At 41.1% G+C, this 17,052-nt stretch carries 20 protein-coding genes; 4 read left to right on the forward strand and 16 right to left on the reverse strand.

Annotated elements, in window-relative coordinates; translation table 11 throughout:
• Positions 1–104: 104 nt before the first annotated feature.
• The 15 genes from ybgF to cysS form a co-directional block, all read right to left on the reverse strand.
• Positions 105–875: a tol-pal system protein YbgF gene (ybgF, locus tag LRQ06_RS02290; protein ID WP_232764824.1), complete on the reverse strand. Its 771-nt coding sequence runs from the start codon at positions 873–875 to the stop codon at positions 105–107.
• Between the two features lie 19 nt (positions 876–894).
• Positions 895–1,413, reverse strand: coding sequence for a peptidoglycan-associated lipoprotein Pal (pal, locus tag LRQ06_RS02295; RefSeq protein WP_232764825.1), 519 nt, complete (start codon positions 1,411–1,413; stop codon positions 895–897).
• Positions 1,414–1,448: 35 nt separating this feature from the next.
• Positions 1,449–2,807 (reverse strand): Tol-Pal system beta propeller repeat protein TolB, encoded by a 1,359-nt coding sequence (gene tolB, locus LRQ06_RS02300; protein ID WP_232764826.1) that lies wholly within the window; start codon positions 2,805–2,807, stop codon positions 1,449–1,451.
• A gap of 18 nt (positions 2,808–2,825) precedes the next feature.
• Entirely contained in the window at positions 2,826–3,881 is a 1,056-nt protein-coding gene (gene tolA, locus LRQ06_RS02305; protein WP_373054803.1) for a cell envelope integrity protein TolA, read from the reverse strand.
• Between the two features lie 9 nt (positions 3,882–3,890).
• Positions 3,891–4,337: an ExbD/TolR family protein gene (locus LRQ06_RS02310; RefSeq protein ID WP_232764828.1), complete on the reverse strand. Its 447-nt coding sequence runs from the start codon at positions 4,335–4,337 to the stop codon at positions 3,891–3,893.
• A 2-nt stretch (positions 4,338–4,339) separates the two neighbouring features.
• Complete coding sequence (gene tolQ, locus LRQ06_RS02315) at positions 4,340–5,029, reverse strand: protein TolQ (RefSeq protein WP_232764829.1); 690 nt, start codon at positions 5,027–5,029, stop codon at positions 4,340–4,342.
• Complete coding sequence (gene ybgC / locus LRQ06_RS02320) at positions 5,029–5,427, reverse strand: tol-pal system-associated acyl-CoA thioesterase (RefSeq protein WP_232764830.1); 399 nt, start codon at positions 5,425–5,427, stop codon at positions 5,029–5,031. Before ybgC ends, tolQ begins: the two co-directional genes overlap by 1 nt.
• A gap of 145 nt (positions 5,428–5,572) precedes the next feature.
• Positions 5,573–5,875 (reverse strand): cyd operon YbgE family protein, encoded by a 303-nt coding sequence (locus LRQ06_RS21000; protein WP_257794075.1) that lies wholly within the window; start codon positions 5,873–5,875, stop codon positions 5,573–5,575.
• Positions 5,865–5,978 carry a cytochrome bd-I oxidase subunit CydX gene (gene cydX / locus LRQ06_RS02330; protein ID WP_232764831.1) on the reverse strand — a complete coding sequence of 38 codons (114 nt, stop codon included), beginning with the start codon at positions 5,976–5,978 and terminating at the stop codon, positions 5,865–5,867. Before cydX ends, LRQ06_RS21000 begins: the two co-directional genes overlap by 11 nt.
• 19 nt (positions 5,979–5,997) lie before the next feature.
• Entirely contained in the window at positions 5,998–7,134 is a 1,137-nt protein-coding gene (cydB, locus tag LRQ06_RS02335; protein ID WP_232764832.1) for a cytochrome d ubiquinol oxidase subunit II, read from the reverse strand.
• Positions 7,135–7,152: 18 nt separating this feature from the next.
• Entirely contained in the window at positions 7,153–8,739 is a 1,587-nt protein-coding gene (gene cydA, locus LRQ06_RS02340; protein ID WP_232764833.1) for a cytochrome ubiquinol oxidase subunit I, read from the reverse strand.
• Positions 8,740–9,176: 437 nt separating this feature from the next.
• The gene (gene ruvB, locus LRQ06_RS02345; protein ID WP_232764834.1) at positions 9,177–10,181 is read right to left on the reverse strand and encodes a Holliday junction branch migration DNA helicase RuvB; all 1,005 of its coding nucleotides are present in this window, start codon (positions 10,179–10,181) and stop codon (positions 9,177–9,179) included.
• Positions 10,178–10,798 (reverse strand): Holliday junction branch migration protein RuvA, encoded by a 621-nt coding sequence (ruvA, locus tag LRQ06_RS02350; RefSeq protein ID WP_232764835.1) that lies wholly within the window; start codon positions 10,796–10,798, stop codon positions 10,178–10,180. The genes ruvB and ruvA overlap by 4 nt, the downstream gene beginning before the upstream one ends.
• Positions 10,799–10,903: 105 nt before the next feature.
• On the reverse strand, positions 10,904–11,425 hold the full coding sequence (gene ruvC / locus LRQ06_RS02355) for a crossover junction endodeoxyribonuclease RuvC (protein ID WP_232764836.1): 522 nt from the start codon (positions 11,423–11,425) through the stop codon (positions 10,904–10,906).
• A 91-nt stretch (positions 11,426–11,516) separates the two neighbouring features.
• Entirely contained in the window at positions 11,517–12,899 is a 1,383-nt protein-coding gene (gene cysS / locus LRQ06_RS02360) for a cysteine--tRNA ligase (protein WP_232764837.1), read from the reverse strand.
• A gap of 159 nt (positions 12,900–13,058) precedes the next feature.
• Between cysS and LRQ06_RS02365 the strand changes: the two genes are divergently transcribed.
• The 4 genes from LRQ06_RS02365 to LRQ06_RS02380 all read left to right on the forward strand — a co-directional run bounded on the left by LRQ06_RS02365 (position 13,059) and on the right by LRQ06_RS02380 (position 16,257).
• The gene (locus tag LRQ06_RS02365; RefSeq protein ID WP_232764838.1) at positions 13,059–13,556 is read left to right on the forward strand and encodes a peptidylprolyl isomerase; all 498 of its coding nucleotides are present in this window, start codon (positions 13,059–13,061) and stop codon (positions 13,554–13,556) included.
• 82 nt (positions 13,557–13,638) lie between these two features.
• On the forward strand, positions 13,639–14,373 hold the full coding sequence (gene lpxH, locus LRQ06_RS02370) for a UDP-2,3-diacylglucosamine diphosphatase (RefSeq protein ID WP_232764839.1): 735 nt from the start codon (positions 13,639–13,641) through the stop codon (positions 14,371–14,373).
• A 181-nt stretch (positions 14,374–14,554) separates the two neighbouring features.
• Complete coding sequence (locus LRQ06_RS02375) at positions 14,555–14,947, forward strand: YchJ family protein (protein ID WP_232764840.1); 393 nt, start codon at positions 14,555–14,557, stop codon at positions 14,945–14,947.
• A gap of 89 nt (positions 14,948–15,036) precedes the next feature.
• Entirely contained in the window at positions 15,037–16,257 is a 1,221-nt protein-coding gene (locus LRQ06_RS02380) for an EAL and HDOD domain-containing protein (RefSeq protein ID WP_232764841.1), read from the forward strand.
• Positions 16,258–16,302: 45 nt separating this feature from the next.
• Here LRQ06_RS02380 and LRQ06_RS02385 read toward each other — a convergent pair whose 3' ends face one another.
• Positions 16,303–16,941: a YccT family protein gene (locus LRQ06_RS02385; RefSeq protein WP_232764842.1), complete on the reverse strand. Its 639-nt coding sequence runs from the start codon at positions 16,939–16,941 to the stop codon at positions 16,303–16,305.
• Between the last annotated feature and the right edge of the window lie 111 nt (positions 16,942–17,052).

Here is a 17,052-nt window from a genome sequence, read left to right on the forward strand (position 1 = left end):
TGATTCATTCCAGATAAAAATACCGGATTCTGAGAGGTTTCATGGCAAAAAAATAGGAGATACAAATCTCCTATTTATGCCATTTAAATTCTTTTGATTGTGAGTTACTTAGCGAGCTTTTCCTGAGCCGTCCTTGCTGACGCACTACCAGGATACTCTTTAATAACCTGCTCATAATAAGCTTTTGCTTTATCGCTATGATTATTTCTGGTTTCCAGTTCACCAAGCTTAACTAAAGCATCCGCTCTTTTATTTGAAGAATTAAACACCAGAACCGATTTAAAACTACTAATTGCATTCTTGTCATCCATCTTCGCGTAATAAAGCTGGCCTAACCAATAATAAGCATTAGGTGTAAAAGTCGATTTCGGGTAATCTTTGCGGAATTGATTTAACGCCCCTATTGCACCAGAGATATCTCTTTTCTTCAGGATCAGATCAATCGCATCCTGATAGGCTTTTTGTTCTGCGGCGCTCGCTACGTAGTGACTGGTATCGACCGAATCTTCTGCCGTAGACTGGGGTTCTTTCGCCGGTTCTTTCTGTTGACGCAAATTATCCAGTTCAACAAATAACTCTCTCTGACGATCGGTTATCTGAGAAATGTCATGAGAATTACGTTCAATCTGGCCTCTCAGTTCCTGAAGATCAGAGGATAGATCGTCAAGTTGTTGCTGCAATTGCAGCTGAACCTGGTTTTGGTTTCTCAGCAACCTTTCTAGTCGCTGGACATTGGTTTCCGAACCAGTCGAACCGGAAGAAGAGTAAACAGAACGGCTATTGAGGTCAGAGACAGGAGCAGGCGCAGCAAGCACTGTACTTGCTGCGCTGGTAAGTAACACAAACGTACTTAATCGCTTGAAGTTACACAACATAAAACGGCCTATAACATGATTAGTAAACAATTACTGCGCGGCGGTTTTTAGCATAAGCTGCTTCGTTATGTCCGCGAACCAATGGTTTTTCTTCACCATAGCTTACGATTGACATCTGGCTTGCCTGTACACCCAAAGCTTGTAGATATTTCTCTACGGCTTCAGCACGGCGTTCGCCCAAAGCAATGTTGTATTCTGGTGTACCACGTTCGTCAGTATGACCTTCAATAGTAACAGAAACATTTGGATGACCAGTCAGATATGCAGCATGAGCAGCAAGCATGTCCTGATAATCAGATGAGATAGTTGAATTATCGAATGCGAAGAAGACCGTTTGTTCCTGCATTACTTTATCTTTTAGTTCTTGTTCTGTCAGCTGTCCGTATTGTGCGACCGGAGTTGCCACAGTGGTTTGAGATGAAGTCTGGTTTGTTTCCGCTCCTGAAGCGTTAACAGCATCATCACTTGAACTACACGCAGTCATTGCTAATACTGGTAAAGCAATCAGTAGTCCTTTTAGAACCTTGTTTACTTGCATCTTGTTTTCCTTACTTTTTTATTAAAATTTTCAATTTACAAAAACGGTGACCACGCTGGAGCGACTACGCGTCCATTCGTCTCAGGCAACCTGGCTTTGAATCGTCCATCAATAGATACCAATGATAACACGTTGGTTCCATTATATATCGAACTATAAATAACCATACCACCATTAGGTGCAATACTTGGAGATTCATCAAGCAAAGTCTTTGTAAGAATTTGCAAAGATCCTGTTTCTAAGTCCTGCTTGGCCAAATTAAAACCGGAAGCATTTTTATTTACCATAACAAGGTAACGTCCATCCGGTGTAATCTGACCACCTAGGTTCTGAGACCCTTTCCAAGTAAGACGGTTTGTCCGACCCGTTGATAAATCTACTTTATATATCTGTGGTTTACCACCCCGATCTGAGGTAAAGATCAAAGATTTTCCATCCGGATACCAAAATGGTTCCGTATTATTTGATCTACTCCGCGTTACCTGAGTCAGTTTTCTGGTCGCCAAATCCATCACATAGATATTTAGCGAACCTGTTTTGGATAGTACTAATGCTAGTTTTTTACCATCCGGACTAAACTCAGGCGCACCATTATGTCTCGGATAAGATGAAATTTTTTCTCTCTTTCCGGTATAAATATCCATAATGTAAATTTCAGCTCTGCCATTCTGGAAACTGACGTAAGCAAGCTTATGTCCGTCCGGGGACCAGTCCGGGGACATTATTGGCTGGCGGGAACTCAGTACCAGACGCTCATTATAGCCATCGTAATCCGCAATACGCAGTTGATATGGGTATCTATCTTTATCGTTGACAACCACATAAGCGATTCGGGTCGAAAATGCCCCTTTTACACCTGTTAATTTCTCAAAAGCCAAATCTGAAATTCTGTGAGCATAGTGTCTAAGGCTATTTGCTGGCAAATCTGTTCTCAGAAAATGAAAAAGAACATGATCTTTTGAAGGCATTAATCCTCCACTTTGACTTAATGACTTATGCTCTCCTGAAAAATTAAATTGACCTTTGATTAAATCAATAAGCTGATATTCGATTGTATAGCGCCCATTTTTATCTTGCGTAATCGTTCCGGTTAATAACGAATCTACACCAAGTTTGATCCAATCATTATATTTAATATCGGATTCATCATATGGTGTCTGCGGCATAGCACTCACCGGTATCGGCCTAAACTTACCACTACGCAATAAATCGGACGCTACAATAGCAGAAACATCCTGCGGAAGAGCATGGTTTCCCTCCCACTTAAACGGAACAACTGCAATCGGACGCGCAGAATTAATACCATCTGTTATCACCAGTTCTAACGCCGCATTTGCACTCTGGCAGGCAAACATTGCAAAAAGAACACAGCTTAGAATAAGACGTTTTAACACAGACTCTTCCTTTTATTCCTATTCCGGCACTACAAGCAAATTAATATTTCGTAGCCTTTTAACCACATCGGCGTCATCCTTTGGTAAAGGGAAACTTTCTACCTGAGCAATTGCCCTGCGGGTTGCTGCACAAACCGCGCTGTCCCCTTCCAGAATGCTGACACCACCTACTAATGCCCCTTTCCCTGCCGGGATGAGACGTAAATTAATACGGCAAGATTTACCTTTAAAGCTATCTTCAATACGTAAATTTTGCTGGATCAATTGTTTATAAATTGCTCCATATTTCTCAACTTCACTCGCAATCTGTTGACCACGAGCCGTATTTATCTGTTTGTTTTCACTCTCCAGTCCCTGGAAAATATTATTCATTGCGGCTTCCTGCTCCTTACGTTTTTGCTCCAGGCGTTTCAGACGAGCTTTCTCTATGCGTGCTTTTTCTGCCGCCGCTTTAGCCGCTTTCTCTTTTGCTATTCGGGCTTTCTCTGCTTTTTCGGCAGCCTCTTTTTCACGTCTGGCTTTTTCTGCCGCTTTCTGCGCTGCTTTTTCTTTCGCTATGCGTTCCTGTTCGGCTTTCTTTGCCGCCTTTTCTCTGGCTATCCTTTTCTGCTCAGCTTTTTTCAGAGCCGCTTCTTTCGCTTTTCGTTCTGCTTCAGCTTTAGCCGCCCGTTTTTCTTCCGCTTTACGCTGTTTCTCTTGCTCTATCCGCTTTTGTTGCGCTTTACGGGCCGCCTGCTCTTCTTTTGCTTTTTGTTCGCGAAGCTTTCGAATACGCTCCTCTTCTACTTTGCGGTTCGCTTCTAAACGCTGAGCCTGCTCCCGAAGTTTCTTAATACGATCCTGTTCCTGCCTCTCAGCAGAAGCGCGCTGAGCCTTAATTTGTTCTGCCTGCTGCCGGATAACACTCGGATCAATCACAACAGCCTGAACCATCCCACCAGAGGAAACTTTCGGCTGTTCACTAAAATCACCACCCCAGATCAGCAAAGCAATAGCAATGACGTGAAGCACAAGCGAAAATATGACAGGTTTACCTAACTGATTAAAAAAACTTTTTTTGTTCTTCATAAACAAACAACGGTCCTATTTATCTCGGACATCGGTTAATAGGCCCACTTTAGGAATTCCCGCCTGACTTAACTGATCCAATACTCTCACGACATCGGCATATGGCGTTGCAGCATCGCCACCTACCGCAACAACGGATTTCGGATGTATTGATAATTCTGCCCTGACCATCACAATGGCTTCTTTCAGGGACAAATGTCGTTTGAATGGATCATTATTCAAACTCACACCTAAACTTCCGTCTTTGGTAATTTCAACAATAATAAATCCACCATCCCCTTCTTCCGCCAATTCAGATGTTGGCTTGGCTGTCTGGGTCTTAGGCAGCTCAACATCCACACCCTGAGTAATAAAAGGGGAAGTCACCATAAAGATAATGAGCAACACCAGCATCACATCAATATAAGGAACAACATTAATCTCAGCGGTCATCTTTCTTTTTTTAGGTTGATAACCAGCCATCGTTACGACTCCTTAGGTGCCGGAATGGTCTGACGCTGTAAAATACTGTGAAATTCTTCCGAAAACGTCGCGTAATTATGCTCAATCTTAGCCAAGCGATTGTTTAAACGGTTGTAGGCCATAACTGCTGGAATAGCAGCAAACAACCCCATGGCAGTCGCAACCAATGCTTCAGCGATACCTGGAGCCACCATCGAAAGCGTGGCCTGTTTTACCGCTCCAAGCGCAATAAATGCATTCATAATACCCCACACCGTTCCGAATAAGCCAATATATGGGCTAATCGAACCGACCGTGGCAAGAAACGGAAGATGTGTTTCTAATTCTTCCACTTCTTTTGAAATTGACACTCTCATTGCTCTGGATGCTCCGTCCATCACAAAGGCGGGTTCAACCGATGAATTTTTCCTCAGGCGTGCAAATTCCGTGAAGCCGTTATAAAAAATTTCTTCACTGCCGCTAATATTATCTCTTCTCGCCTTTAGCTCCTGATAAAGGTGAGTAAGATCGGTTCCGGACCAAAATTTTTCTTCAAAAGTTTCCGTCACTTTCTCAGCCTGAGACAGTACTTTGCTGCGTTTAATAATAATCGCCCACGACAACACTGACATTCCAAGTAATATCAGCATCACAAACTTAACCAATAAGCTGGCCTGTAAAAAAAGATCTAAAATAGAAATATCAGAGTTCACTACTCACTCTCCGAAAAGAAATCTTTGGGTATTGAGATTGGTTTCATTTTTTTATTATTAATACATGCTACCTTAACTATTGCTTTACACAATACTTGATTCTCATCATTAACTAGTTCCTGACAAAAGGTCAGAGAGACCTTTTTCCTTTCACAAATATGTGTTTTCACTGTCAATTTATCGTCAAGCACCGCACCTTTTAAGTAATCTATCATTACGCTTCTGACAACGAAGCCAATACTTTGTTCCAAAAGAGACTGCTGAGAAACACCGCTTTTTTCCCGTATATATTCTGTTCTGGCCCGTTCAAAAAACTTCAGATAATTGGCATGATAAACCACACCTCCGGCATCGGTGTCTTCATAATAGACTCTGACCGGCCACTCAAAAATACCCATATGACTGTCTTAATATTAAAAAAATTATTTTACTCGAACATACTATACCTTAAACATGAATTATTACGACAGTAGTTCATCATTACATATGACACAAAACGAAAAAAGGCGCTGATTTTTTCAGCGCCTTTGAACAGAAATTAATCTAAAAAAGAATAATTGTAAAATATAACAATAAAATAAACGAAATATACGGACTGAATATAACTTTAAATACGATCATTCTTGGCTTAAATCCAACACCAAATATCATGCTTGAACACATACCCAGGATCAAAAGCCAGACCTTCACAAAATTAAAGCCACCTATATTTTCGGCATAAGTAACCGGGTTCCACATCAGAGTTCCGACGTGATACAGTCCGAGGCCAACCAATAAAAGACGTAAATACCATTTATCAATTGGCTCGTGAATTTTATCAATTATATGAGCTACCTCACTCACCATCACTATCTTTATCCATCATCTCACTGTGTTCTAACCACAATGCGTTGATGATACCAAAAGAACAAGCAAGTAAGACACCTAATATCCATGCAAAATACCACATACTATTAATTCTCCTTTGCTTAGTATAGTGAGTGTTTGTTGTCTTCAATAAACTTGTTGTTTATGCGACCAAACATTTTGTAATAAGTAAAACACGTATAAGCAAGAATGATTGGTACCATCACAACTGCAACACCAGTCATCAGTTTCAGTGTCAGTTCGCTCGATGTTGCATCCCACATAGTCAGACTGCTATCAAGAGAAATACTTGAAGGCATTACAAATGGGAACATAGAGAATCCGGCAGTAAGAATGATACCGGCAATTGCTAAACTGGAAGCAATAAAGGCTAACCAACCCTTTTCAATACGCGCTGCGATAATTGCGATGAACGGCATCGCCACACCAAGGATAGGAGCAATCCATAGTAATGGGTATTTATCAAAGTTTGCCATCCACGCACCGGCTTCTCTTACCACTTCTTTGTTTAAAGGGTTAGAAGCTGCTAACGGATCAATCACACTTTTAATAACATAACCGTCAATATGCTGAACCCAGAAACCGGCAATGACGAAAGTGACAATGATCAGCAAAGCACTTAACTGAGCAATGGATTTTGCTCTGTCATGAACCGCACCGGATGTTTTCATTAACAACCAGCTAGATCCCTGAAGAAGGAACATAAACAGGCTGACCAGACCACATAGCAGGCCAAATGGATTAAGTAATCCAAACAGATTACCGTGATAAGTTGAAATCAACAATTCGTCCAGCTCAAACGGAACACCCTGTAGCAGGTTGCCAAAAGCAACACCAAAAATAACAGGCGGGATAAAACCACTGATGGAAATGCAGACATCCCACATTTTACGCCACTTAGGATCTTCAATTTTTGAACGGTAATCCAATCCCAGCGGACGTAGCCATAAAGAGGCCAGAGTAATCAGCATCGCAAAGTAAAAGCCGGAAAAGGCTGTTGCGTATACCTGAGGCCAGGCAGCAAACAATGCACCACCAGCAGTAATCAACCAAACCTGGTTGCCATCCCAGTGTGGCGCAATAGAGTTAATCATTACCCGACGTTCAGTATCGGATTTACCAATAACGGGCACCAGCGCACAAACACCGATATCAAATCCATCAGCAATAGAAAAGCCGATGAAAAGAACGCCGATTAATACCCACCATATAAATCGTAAGACTTCATAATCAAACATTAGCTTTTTCTCCTTGCCTTAAATTTCTACCTGACGGTTTACTTTATCTGTAACCGAATCAGCGTTTTGCTCGAAGTGATAACGACCTGTTTTCAGGCTACTTGGGCCTTTACGGGCAAATTTTACCATCAGATAAACTTCCGCCACTAAGAACGCTGTATATAAAGCAAGAATACCAATCAGCGATGTCCACAACTCACCGGCAGTTAATGCTGAGTTAGCAACTGAAGTTGGTAATATTTCACCGACGGCCCATGGCTGACGACCATATTCAGCAACGAACCATCCGGCTTCAACGGCAATCCAAGGAAGAGGAATGCTGAACAATGCCGCTTTAAGAATCCATTTTTTCTGCTCAATTTTCTGTCGGCAGGTCTGAATAAATGCCGCCGCAAAAACAACGAGCATAATCACACCACAGGCAACCATGATACGGAACGACCAGAACAGTGGCCATACGGTTGGAATGGAATCGTCAGCTGCTGCCTGAATCTGAGCTTCAGAAGCATCCACAACATCTTTGGTATACGGTTTCAGCAAAAGCCCATAGCCAAGATCTCGCTTAACTTTATTAAATTCATCCTTTGTTGCCATTGACTTATCGCCGGATCTTAGTTTTTGCAGCAATTCGTAGGCATAAATACCATTACGGATACGCTCTACGTGTTCCTTACGTAAATCACGCAAACCCATTACCTGCTCATCGATGGAACGTGTTGCGATAATCCCCATCAGATATGGGATCTTAATGGCATAATCAGTATGCATGGTTTCCTGATTTGGCAAACCAAACGCGGTAAACGCTGCTGGAGCTTCTTCGGTATGCCATTCAGCTTCAATCGCCGCCAGTTTGACTTTCTGTACATCACCCAGTTCATAACCAGATTCGTCACCCAGAACAATAACGGAAATAACTGCAGCCATACCAAATGAACCGGCAATAGCAAATGAGCGTCTTGCAAACGCCAAATCACGACCTTTCAGAAGATAGTAGGCACTGACACCAAGAATAAACATTGCACCGGTGGTATAACCGGAAGCCACGGTATGTACAAATTTGACCTGAGCTACCGGGTTTAAGACCACCTCAGCAAAGCTCACCATTTCCATACGCATGGTTTCAAAATTAAACTCAGAACCGACAGGGTTTTGCATCCAGCCATTCGCAACCAGAATCCATAGTGCTGAGAAGTTAGAACCAAGCGCAACAAGCCAAGTCGTAACAAGGTGCTGTCGCTTCGATAATCTGTCCCAACCAAAGAAGAATAGACCTACAAAAGTGGATTCTAAAAAGAAAGCGACTAATGCTTCTATGGCTAATGGTGCACCAAAAATATCACCGACATAATGAGAATAGTAAGACCAGTTAGTACCAAACTGGAATTCCATCGTTAAGCCGGTTGCAACCCCTAACGCGAAGTTGATACCGAAAAGTTTTCCCCAAAACTTGGTCATATCTTTGTAAACCTGCTTATCTGTCATCACATAAAGTGATTCCATAATTGCAAGTAAGAAAGTCATACCAAGAGTCAACGGAACAAATAGGAAGTGATACATCGCAGTCATTGCAAACTGCAATCGCGATAGATCCACTATATCGATCATGATTACTCCTTTGTGTCGGCTGAAAGACACTTACTTTAGTTAAAGTAACGTAAACGCTACTAATTTATACAAATTAAAATCTTTATTATCAGAAGGCTCTATCTTTATTTTTTTAACAGACCTACTCTAAATTAGTAAAAATAGTACTTGTAAAACACTTATCTTTCAAAGAATTTATTGGAATAAAAGTATTGATCTAGATCAAGTGTTAACTTTATGAAATATAAAATCAAAAACTAAAATGATTCAAATCAAACGAACGTGAAAAATATTGTAGGAAATATGTAAATTTTGATATCAGAAGGGAGTGCAATTAACAATAAATAAACAATCTGGCAATTTACGGATATAGATCACTACATTACAATATTGTAAAAATTGTGATCCACACCTCAATTAAATACTATTAAGAAATATCAGCAACTAAATATGCAATGTTATTTCTCAAAATTAAAATGCAAATACGCTCTTTCAGTCACTATACGTCCTCTTGGTGTTCTTTGCAAATACCCCTGCTGAATCAGATACGGCTCCAGGACATCTTCAATGGTGTCTTTTTCTTCACCAATTGCCGCAGCTAAATTATCCAACCCAACAGGTCCGCCAGAAAACTTTTCTATAATCGCTAAAAGTAGCTTACGATCCATATAATCAAAGCCTAATACATCGACATCAAGCATATTCAACGCTAAATTGGCCACATCGGAACAAATATGCCCGTTTCCTTTCACTTCAGCGTAATCTCTGACCCGTCTCAGAAGCCGGTTTGCAATACGGGGCGTGCCTCTGGCTCGTCTGGCGACTTCATGAGCTCCAGTATCATCCATCGATAATCCCAGACAATCTGCACTGCGTTTTACGATGCACTGTAAATCAGAAACATTATAGTACTCAAGGCGCTGTACGATACCGAACCGGTCCCGCAATGGCGAGGTTAACGACCCGGCTCTGGTTGTCGCACCTATCAGAGTAAACGGTGGTAAATCTATTTTGATTGACCGGGCAGCAGGCCCTTCACCAATCATAATATCGAGCTGATAGTCTTCCATGGCCGGATACAGAACTTCTTCAACAACAGGACTCAACCGATGAATTTCATCAATAAAAAGAACGTCATTCTCTTCCAGATTCGTTAGCAGTGCAGCCAAATCACCGGCTTTTTCCAGAACGGGACCTGAAGTAGTGCGAATATTAACGCTCATTTCATTCGCGACTATATTAGCAAGCGTTGTTTTACCTAATCCGGGAGGCCCGAAAATAAGCAGATGATCTAATGCTTCCTGCCTCATCTGAGCCGCTTTGATAAAGATCTCCATCTGTTCACAAACGTGATCCTGACCCTGATAGTCAGATAAAGATTTCGGACGAATGGCCCTGTCAAACACTTCTTCATCTTTAAACAACTCTGCATCCGCAGAAATTAGTCGATCCGCTTCAATCATAACATTGCTCTTAACGCTTCTTTAATGACTGCTTCACTACTCATTTCCGGTTTCATCACTTTAGAAACCATTTTTGAGGCAATTTGAGGTTTATACCCCAAGGCAATTAACGCGCTCACCGCTTCTTCATCAACAGAAGAGGCTCCCGAACCGGTATCGATCTTATTTTCACTCTGTAGTGAATCCGGAGACTGAAGCAAATCAAATGAGTTCCAGCCTTTCAGCCTGTCACGCATCTCAATAACCAGGCGCTCAGCGGTTTTACGTCCCACACCGGGAAGTTTAATCAGCGTTGAAATGTCTTCCCGCTCAACACAATCTACAAATTGACTGGCTGACATCCCGGACAAAATACCCAACCCCAGCTTAGGGCCAACGCCATTGGCCTTAATGACCTCCCGGAACAGAGCTCTCTCCTGGACAGAATTAAAACCATAAAGAAGCTGAGCATCTTCTCTGACAACAAAATGAGTATAAATTACCACTTCCTGATCAATATCAGGTAAATCATAAAAACAGCTCATTGGCATCTGAACTTCATAGCCAACACCAGACACTTCAATCAGTAGCTCCGGTGGCTGCTTTTCAACCAAAATGCCTCGTAAACGTCCTATCACTCTTTTGTTACCCTTATTTCGCTGATTATTTATGGATAATAATAAATAACTGGATAAATAGCCAGTAATACAAGGTATAACCGAATAGCCAGAATAACCGAACCGCTATCGGTAGCGCCCTCTTTTCGCACTGCTTGCTTTGCCGGCAAGTGCGAGTAAGGTCTTATTTGTATTTGCATGACAAATCGCAACACCTAAAGCATCGGCCGCATCCGACTGAGGCTTGGAAGACAAAGACAACATTTGCTGGACCATATGCTGAACCTGCGTTTTATCTGCTGCGCCTGTCCCGACAACAGCCTGCTTAATTAATCTTGCAGCGTATTCATACACTGGCAGTTCGGCATTCACGGCAGCCACAATAGCGCTTCCTCTGGCCTGACCCAGCTTTAATGCGGAATCGGCATTTTTTGCCATGAACACCTGCTCAATCGCAAATACATCCGGTTTAAACTGCAAAATGATCTCGCTGACCCCAGCGTAAATTTGTTTTAAACGGGAAGGCAAATCCTTCTGACTGGTTCGGATACATCCACTTCCCATATAAATAAGCTTCCGGCCTCGCTGATGAATCACACCATAACCCGTTACTCTGGAACCCGGATCTATTCCTAAAATTACCGACATCTGCTTACTCGTATATTCCACATGAAAAAGAGGGGCAGCAGCCCCTCTTTATATTTTTTCAATGCCTCTTATCTGACTGATTCCACTGTTATCACTTACGTCGCCAGGTAGTACCTGCCGAACCATCTTCCAGCACGATACCCATTTCAGTCAGCTTATCACGGGCCATATCCGCATTTGCCCAGTCTTTCGCAACTCTGGAGTCATTACGCAATTTGATCAACGCTTCAATTTCCGCCACATCATCCCCAGCAGCGGCGCCGCTGTGCAAAAATGTTTCCGGGTCCTGAGATAAAATACCAATCACATCACCAAGCTCTTTTAACCGGACACCCAATTCACTGGCTTTCTGAACATCCTCAGATTTCACCTTATTGATTTCACGGGCTAAGTCGAATAACACTGAATAGGCTTCCGGAGTATTAAAGTCATCGTTCATCGCCTCTTTAAAACGGGCAACAAAGGCTTCTCCACCTTCAGCATCAACAGTCAGATCGAGACCACGTAGCGCGGTATACAGACGTTCCAGAGCCGCTCTTGCCTGATTCAGATTATCTTCACTGTAATTCAGTGAACTACGATAGTGACCGGACATCAGAAAATACCGAACTGTTTCTGCATCATAATGAACCAAAACATCCCGGATTGTGAAAAAATTGCCTAATGATTTGGACATTTTTTCTTTATCGACCATAACCATCCCGCTGTGCATCCAGGTATTTACATATTGTGTATCGTGCGCACAACAGGATTGAGCAATTTCGTTTTCATGATGTGGGAACATCAAATCCGAGCCGCCACCATGGATATCAAAATGCTCACCTAAAATGGTTGAGTTCATAGCAGAACATTCAATGTGCCATCCGGGACGGCCTAATCCCCATGGGGATTCCCACGAAGGCTCCCCCGGCTTAGACATTTTCCAGAGAACAAAATCTAGCGGACTTCTTTTGGATACTTCAACTTCAACCCGGGATCCGGCCTGAAGTTGTTCCAAATCCTGACGGGACAGTTTTCCATACTCATCATACTTACTGACTTCAAACATCACATCGCCATTATCAGCCACATAAGCGAAACCTTTCTCAACTAACGTAGCGACCAAATTGATAATATCCTGAATGTGATGCGTTGCTCTCGGCTCCACATCCGGACGAAGAATGTTTAGCGCATCAAAATCCGTATACATTTCATCAATAAGACGCTCTGTTAAATCATCACAGGATTCACCATTTTCAGCTGCGCGTTTGATGATTTTGTCGTCAATATCCGTAATATTACGAACTAACGTCAAATCATAACCAAGATAACGAAGGTAGCGGGACACCACATCAAAAGAAACAAATGTCCGGCCATGTCCGATATGACAGAGATCATAAATGGTGACGCCGCAAACATACATGCCTACTTTCCCTTCGGTAATAGGCTTAAATTCCTCTTTCTTTCTTGTCAGCGAGTTATATATTTTTAACATGATCTCTATATCTATTCAGGTTGATTAAACAAAACAGCCTCCGATTATAGCAACCCTACTTATACGAGGTCACCCATAATCTTCAATAACATTGATTTGATTGTCGAAATAACTACGCTAAAATATCAATTCTAAACAATAAACAGAAAGGTAATAGCTATGATCACCCTTCACACGAACTTCGGTGACATTAAAATTGAATTAAACGAAGAACAGGCACCGGAAACCAGTGCGAACTTTCTTCAGTATTGCCGCGACGGTTTTTACGATAACACCTTGTTCCACCGTGTTATTGATGGGTTTATGATTCAGGGCGGTGGCATGACTTCCGGTTTAAAAGAAAAACCAACACGTGCTTCGATTAAAAATGAAGCTAATAATGGCTTAAGCAATAAAACCGGTACAATTGCTATGGCCCGTACTATGGAGCCACATTCAGCAAGCTCTCAATTCTTTATCAACGTCAATGACAACACCTTCCTCGATTTCCGTACAGATACATCTCCAGATGGTTGGGGATACTGTGTTTTCGGAGAAGTTGTCGACGGTATGGATATAGTAGAAAAAATCAAAGGGGTCAGTACCGGTTCATATGGCATGCATCAGGATGTACCATTAGAAGACGTTGTTATCACAAAAACAACCATTGAAGAGTAAAGCTCTGAAGTTCGCTTACCCTTAATCCTAATATTCCGAAGCACAACAAAACGTTGTGCTTTGTTTAATGACATAAATGCCAATGCATACATTATTTATTTCTGATTTACATCTTTCACCTTCGACGCCTCAACTTACCACTGAGTTTTTTGCATTTCTTGAACAACATGCTTATGATGCAGATGCACTATATATTCTCGGTGATCTGTTCGACTTCTGGATTGGCGATGATGACCCAACCCAATTTGCCTCAGAGATAAAAAACCACCTTAAAAAACTAACCACATCCGGTGTGACATGTTATTTCATCCATGGGAACCGTGATTTTTTGTTGAAAAACCGTTTTTCGAAAGAAACGGGTGTTATCTTATTAGCGGAAGAAACCGTAATAAATCTTTATGGGCAATCAGTCTTACTCATGCATGGAGATACACTGTGTACCGATGATGTCAGATATCTGGCTTTCCGGGCAAAGGTTCATACGCCCTGGATACAATTTCTGTATAAATTTTTACCTTTTCAGGTCAAAAATAAAATCGTCAATAAAATTCAAGGTTCAGCAAAACAAGATAAAAACGACAAAGACGATGTCATTATGGATGTCACCCAGAGCACTGTAGAAAAAACGATGCAAAAACACAAAGTCGACTTTTTAATACATGGACACACTCACCGTCCTAACCATCATACTTTTAACTTGGATAGCAAATTAAAGCACAGAATAGTCCTCGGAGACTGGCGAAACTATAGTTATGCCCTCAAAGTCAATAACCGATTTGAGGTAGATATTTTAAAACATTATATTAATCAAAATTAATATCAGATGGCTAATTCAACCTGCTATCAATTATTTTATTAATTTCTGTTTAAATTTTTAGAATTCACTCCAAAAAAACTTTTCTATGATGGATGTTCAGATTCACTCTCGTTACTCTTAACCTGAACAATTTATTCCATCCACTCACTAACAAATACAGAGAATCACTAAATACAAAATCATGCGAAATTTATGTCCATGTGGAAGCCGTAAAAAATACAAAAATTGCTGCCAGCCAATTCATCACGATCATTCACGAGCCAAAACGCCAGAACAACTGATGAGGTCTCGTTATTCTGCGTACGCTCTGGGATTAACTGACTATATTATTAATACATACAGCCCTGAAATTTCATCTAAACTTAATAGAAAGGAAATTGAATCAGGCACCCAGATAAACTGGATAAAATTATCCATTAAGAAAAGTCAGATAACATCAGAAAACGAAGGATATGTGCATTTTAAAGCTTTCTACCGTGAACAAGGAGAAACGTTTGTATTAGAAGAAAGATCCCGTTTTATAAGAATTGATAGTAGCTGGTACTACGTTGATGGTGTGTTCCCAACTGAATAGTACGTCTTATAGTTCATTATTGCTAAAAATCGATAAGTTGTATAATATCAATATGTTATTTATAGCATAAACACAAAAGGACAAGTACATTGCAATATTCTTATGTGGCAAGACAAGCAATATTCAACGTTAAGAAAGAAGTGTTGGGCTACGAACTTCTTTTCCGTGACGGTCCTGAAAATGTTTTCCCTAATATTGATTCTGAGCAGGCAACAAACCGACTAATCTCCGAACACTTTTTTGCGTTACATAAGCGGGTCGCCGATGGGCGGCTCACTTTTGTTAATTTCCCGTATAAAAGCCTGACGTCACAAACTCCAACATTACTACCAAAAGAAAGGTTGGTGGTCGAAATTCTGGAAGATTGTAAACCGACGCATGAATTATTAACCGCTATACAGGATTTAAAAACAAAAGGATATAAACTGGCGCTTGATGACTTTATTCCCAATGCCGAATGGAAGCCTTTTTTGCCATATATTGATTACATTAAATTCGATATTACTCAGATCCCAAGCCACAAAGCCAAATTGTTAATAGAAAAATTATCCTGCACAAACATCCAGTTTATTGCTGAGCGTGTTGAAACGTATCCTGAATACAAAGCGTGTTCAGATGCCGGTTTTCACTTATTCCAGGGATATTTTTTCAGTAAACCAGAAATGATTAAAAAAGAGAAAATCGACCCTTCTCTGATTGCAACGATTCAACTTTGCAAAGAAATGGCAAACTTTGAAATCGACTTTAACCGCGTTGAATCCATTATTTCCAAAGATGTGAGTCTCTCTTATAAATTACTTACGCTCGTTAACAATTCACCTCATGTTCTCATTAAGATTAAATCATTCAAACAGGCAATTGCTTATCTTGGCGAAGAACGTTTACGACAATTTGTGGCATTGATTGCGATTGCCGCCAGTGCCTACGGAAAGCCAAGACACCTGTTTACTCTGTCGCTTCAGAATGCGTATTTCTGTGAGGAAATCGCAAAACATGTTCCGTCATTAAAAGACGAACATAACAGCGCCTTTTTAGTCGGAATATTCTGTTTTCTGGACAGCATACTCGACCAGCCTCTTGCTGATTTAATTAATGATATGCCTCTCGATGAACGAGTGCGCAGTGCACTGATAAATCGCGACGGGAATCTGGGAATGATATTGGAACTCGCTTTGGCCTATGACCACGCAGACTGGCGCACAGTACTGACTATTTTAGAACAGTTAAATACCAATATAGAAGTGGCCGCACAATGTTACGATACTGCCATCAGCAAAGTGTCTGAAATCAGCATATGTAATGTTGGTTAACAACATTACATATGCTGATTTCAAAAAGTGCAATAAGATTAATGATTAATCCTGAGCAGCAATCCACATACGGATCCGTTTTTTCTGTTCAGCGGATGCATTTTGATACAACATCTGAACCGTCTGAACCAGTGAATCGTCAGCCGGATTAGTATGGATTTTTTGATTTGCAATGCTTGGTGCAGCTTGCTGAACCGGTGCAAACTCATTACCTTGCTTGGTATTATAATCTGCCACCACTTTTTCGATATCAGCAAACGGCATAATTCCCTGACCGGCTAACTTAACCGCATCGACACTCTGTGCATCTCCACTATTCAGACTGACTTTCCAGTCCACCTTACGGTGAAAATAGGCACGAGCCTGAGAGTAAGCCGATAGCTTTGGTACTAAAATTTTCAGTTGATCATTATCCTTTAAATCTATTGAAAAAATATAAGGCTGAGTACTGAATATCTGGTTAATACCGCCTTTTCTCAGGCTTTTATAGTAACGAAAAACGACCTGATGGGTTCCGCCATTTACATCAACGGATTTCACCTCATTAAAGGTGGATTGCTCTATTTCATTACCATCAATTGCCAGCAACTGTAAGCCATCCACTGCTGTCACCGTTGCAGCATGAGCACCCAATGAAAACAATATTCCTATAAAACTACTCACTACCGCAGTTTTTAGTTTCATCTAAATTCTCCTAAGTGAAACAATCTAAAACAAAATTATATAGTTATTTTATTTTAGATAAAAGAAAAGCCGCCTGATGGCGGCTTATAAAATAGACTTTTCTGTCAGGTA

The organism is Vibrio salinus (assembly GCF_021272385.1).
GTDB lineage: Bacteria > Pseudomonadota > Gammaproteobacteria > Enterobacterales > Vibrionaceae > Vibrio > Vibrio salinus.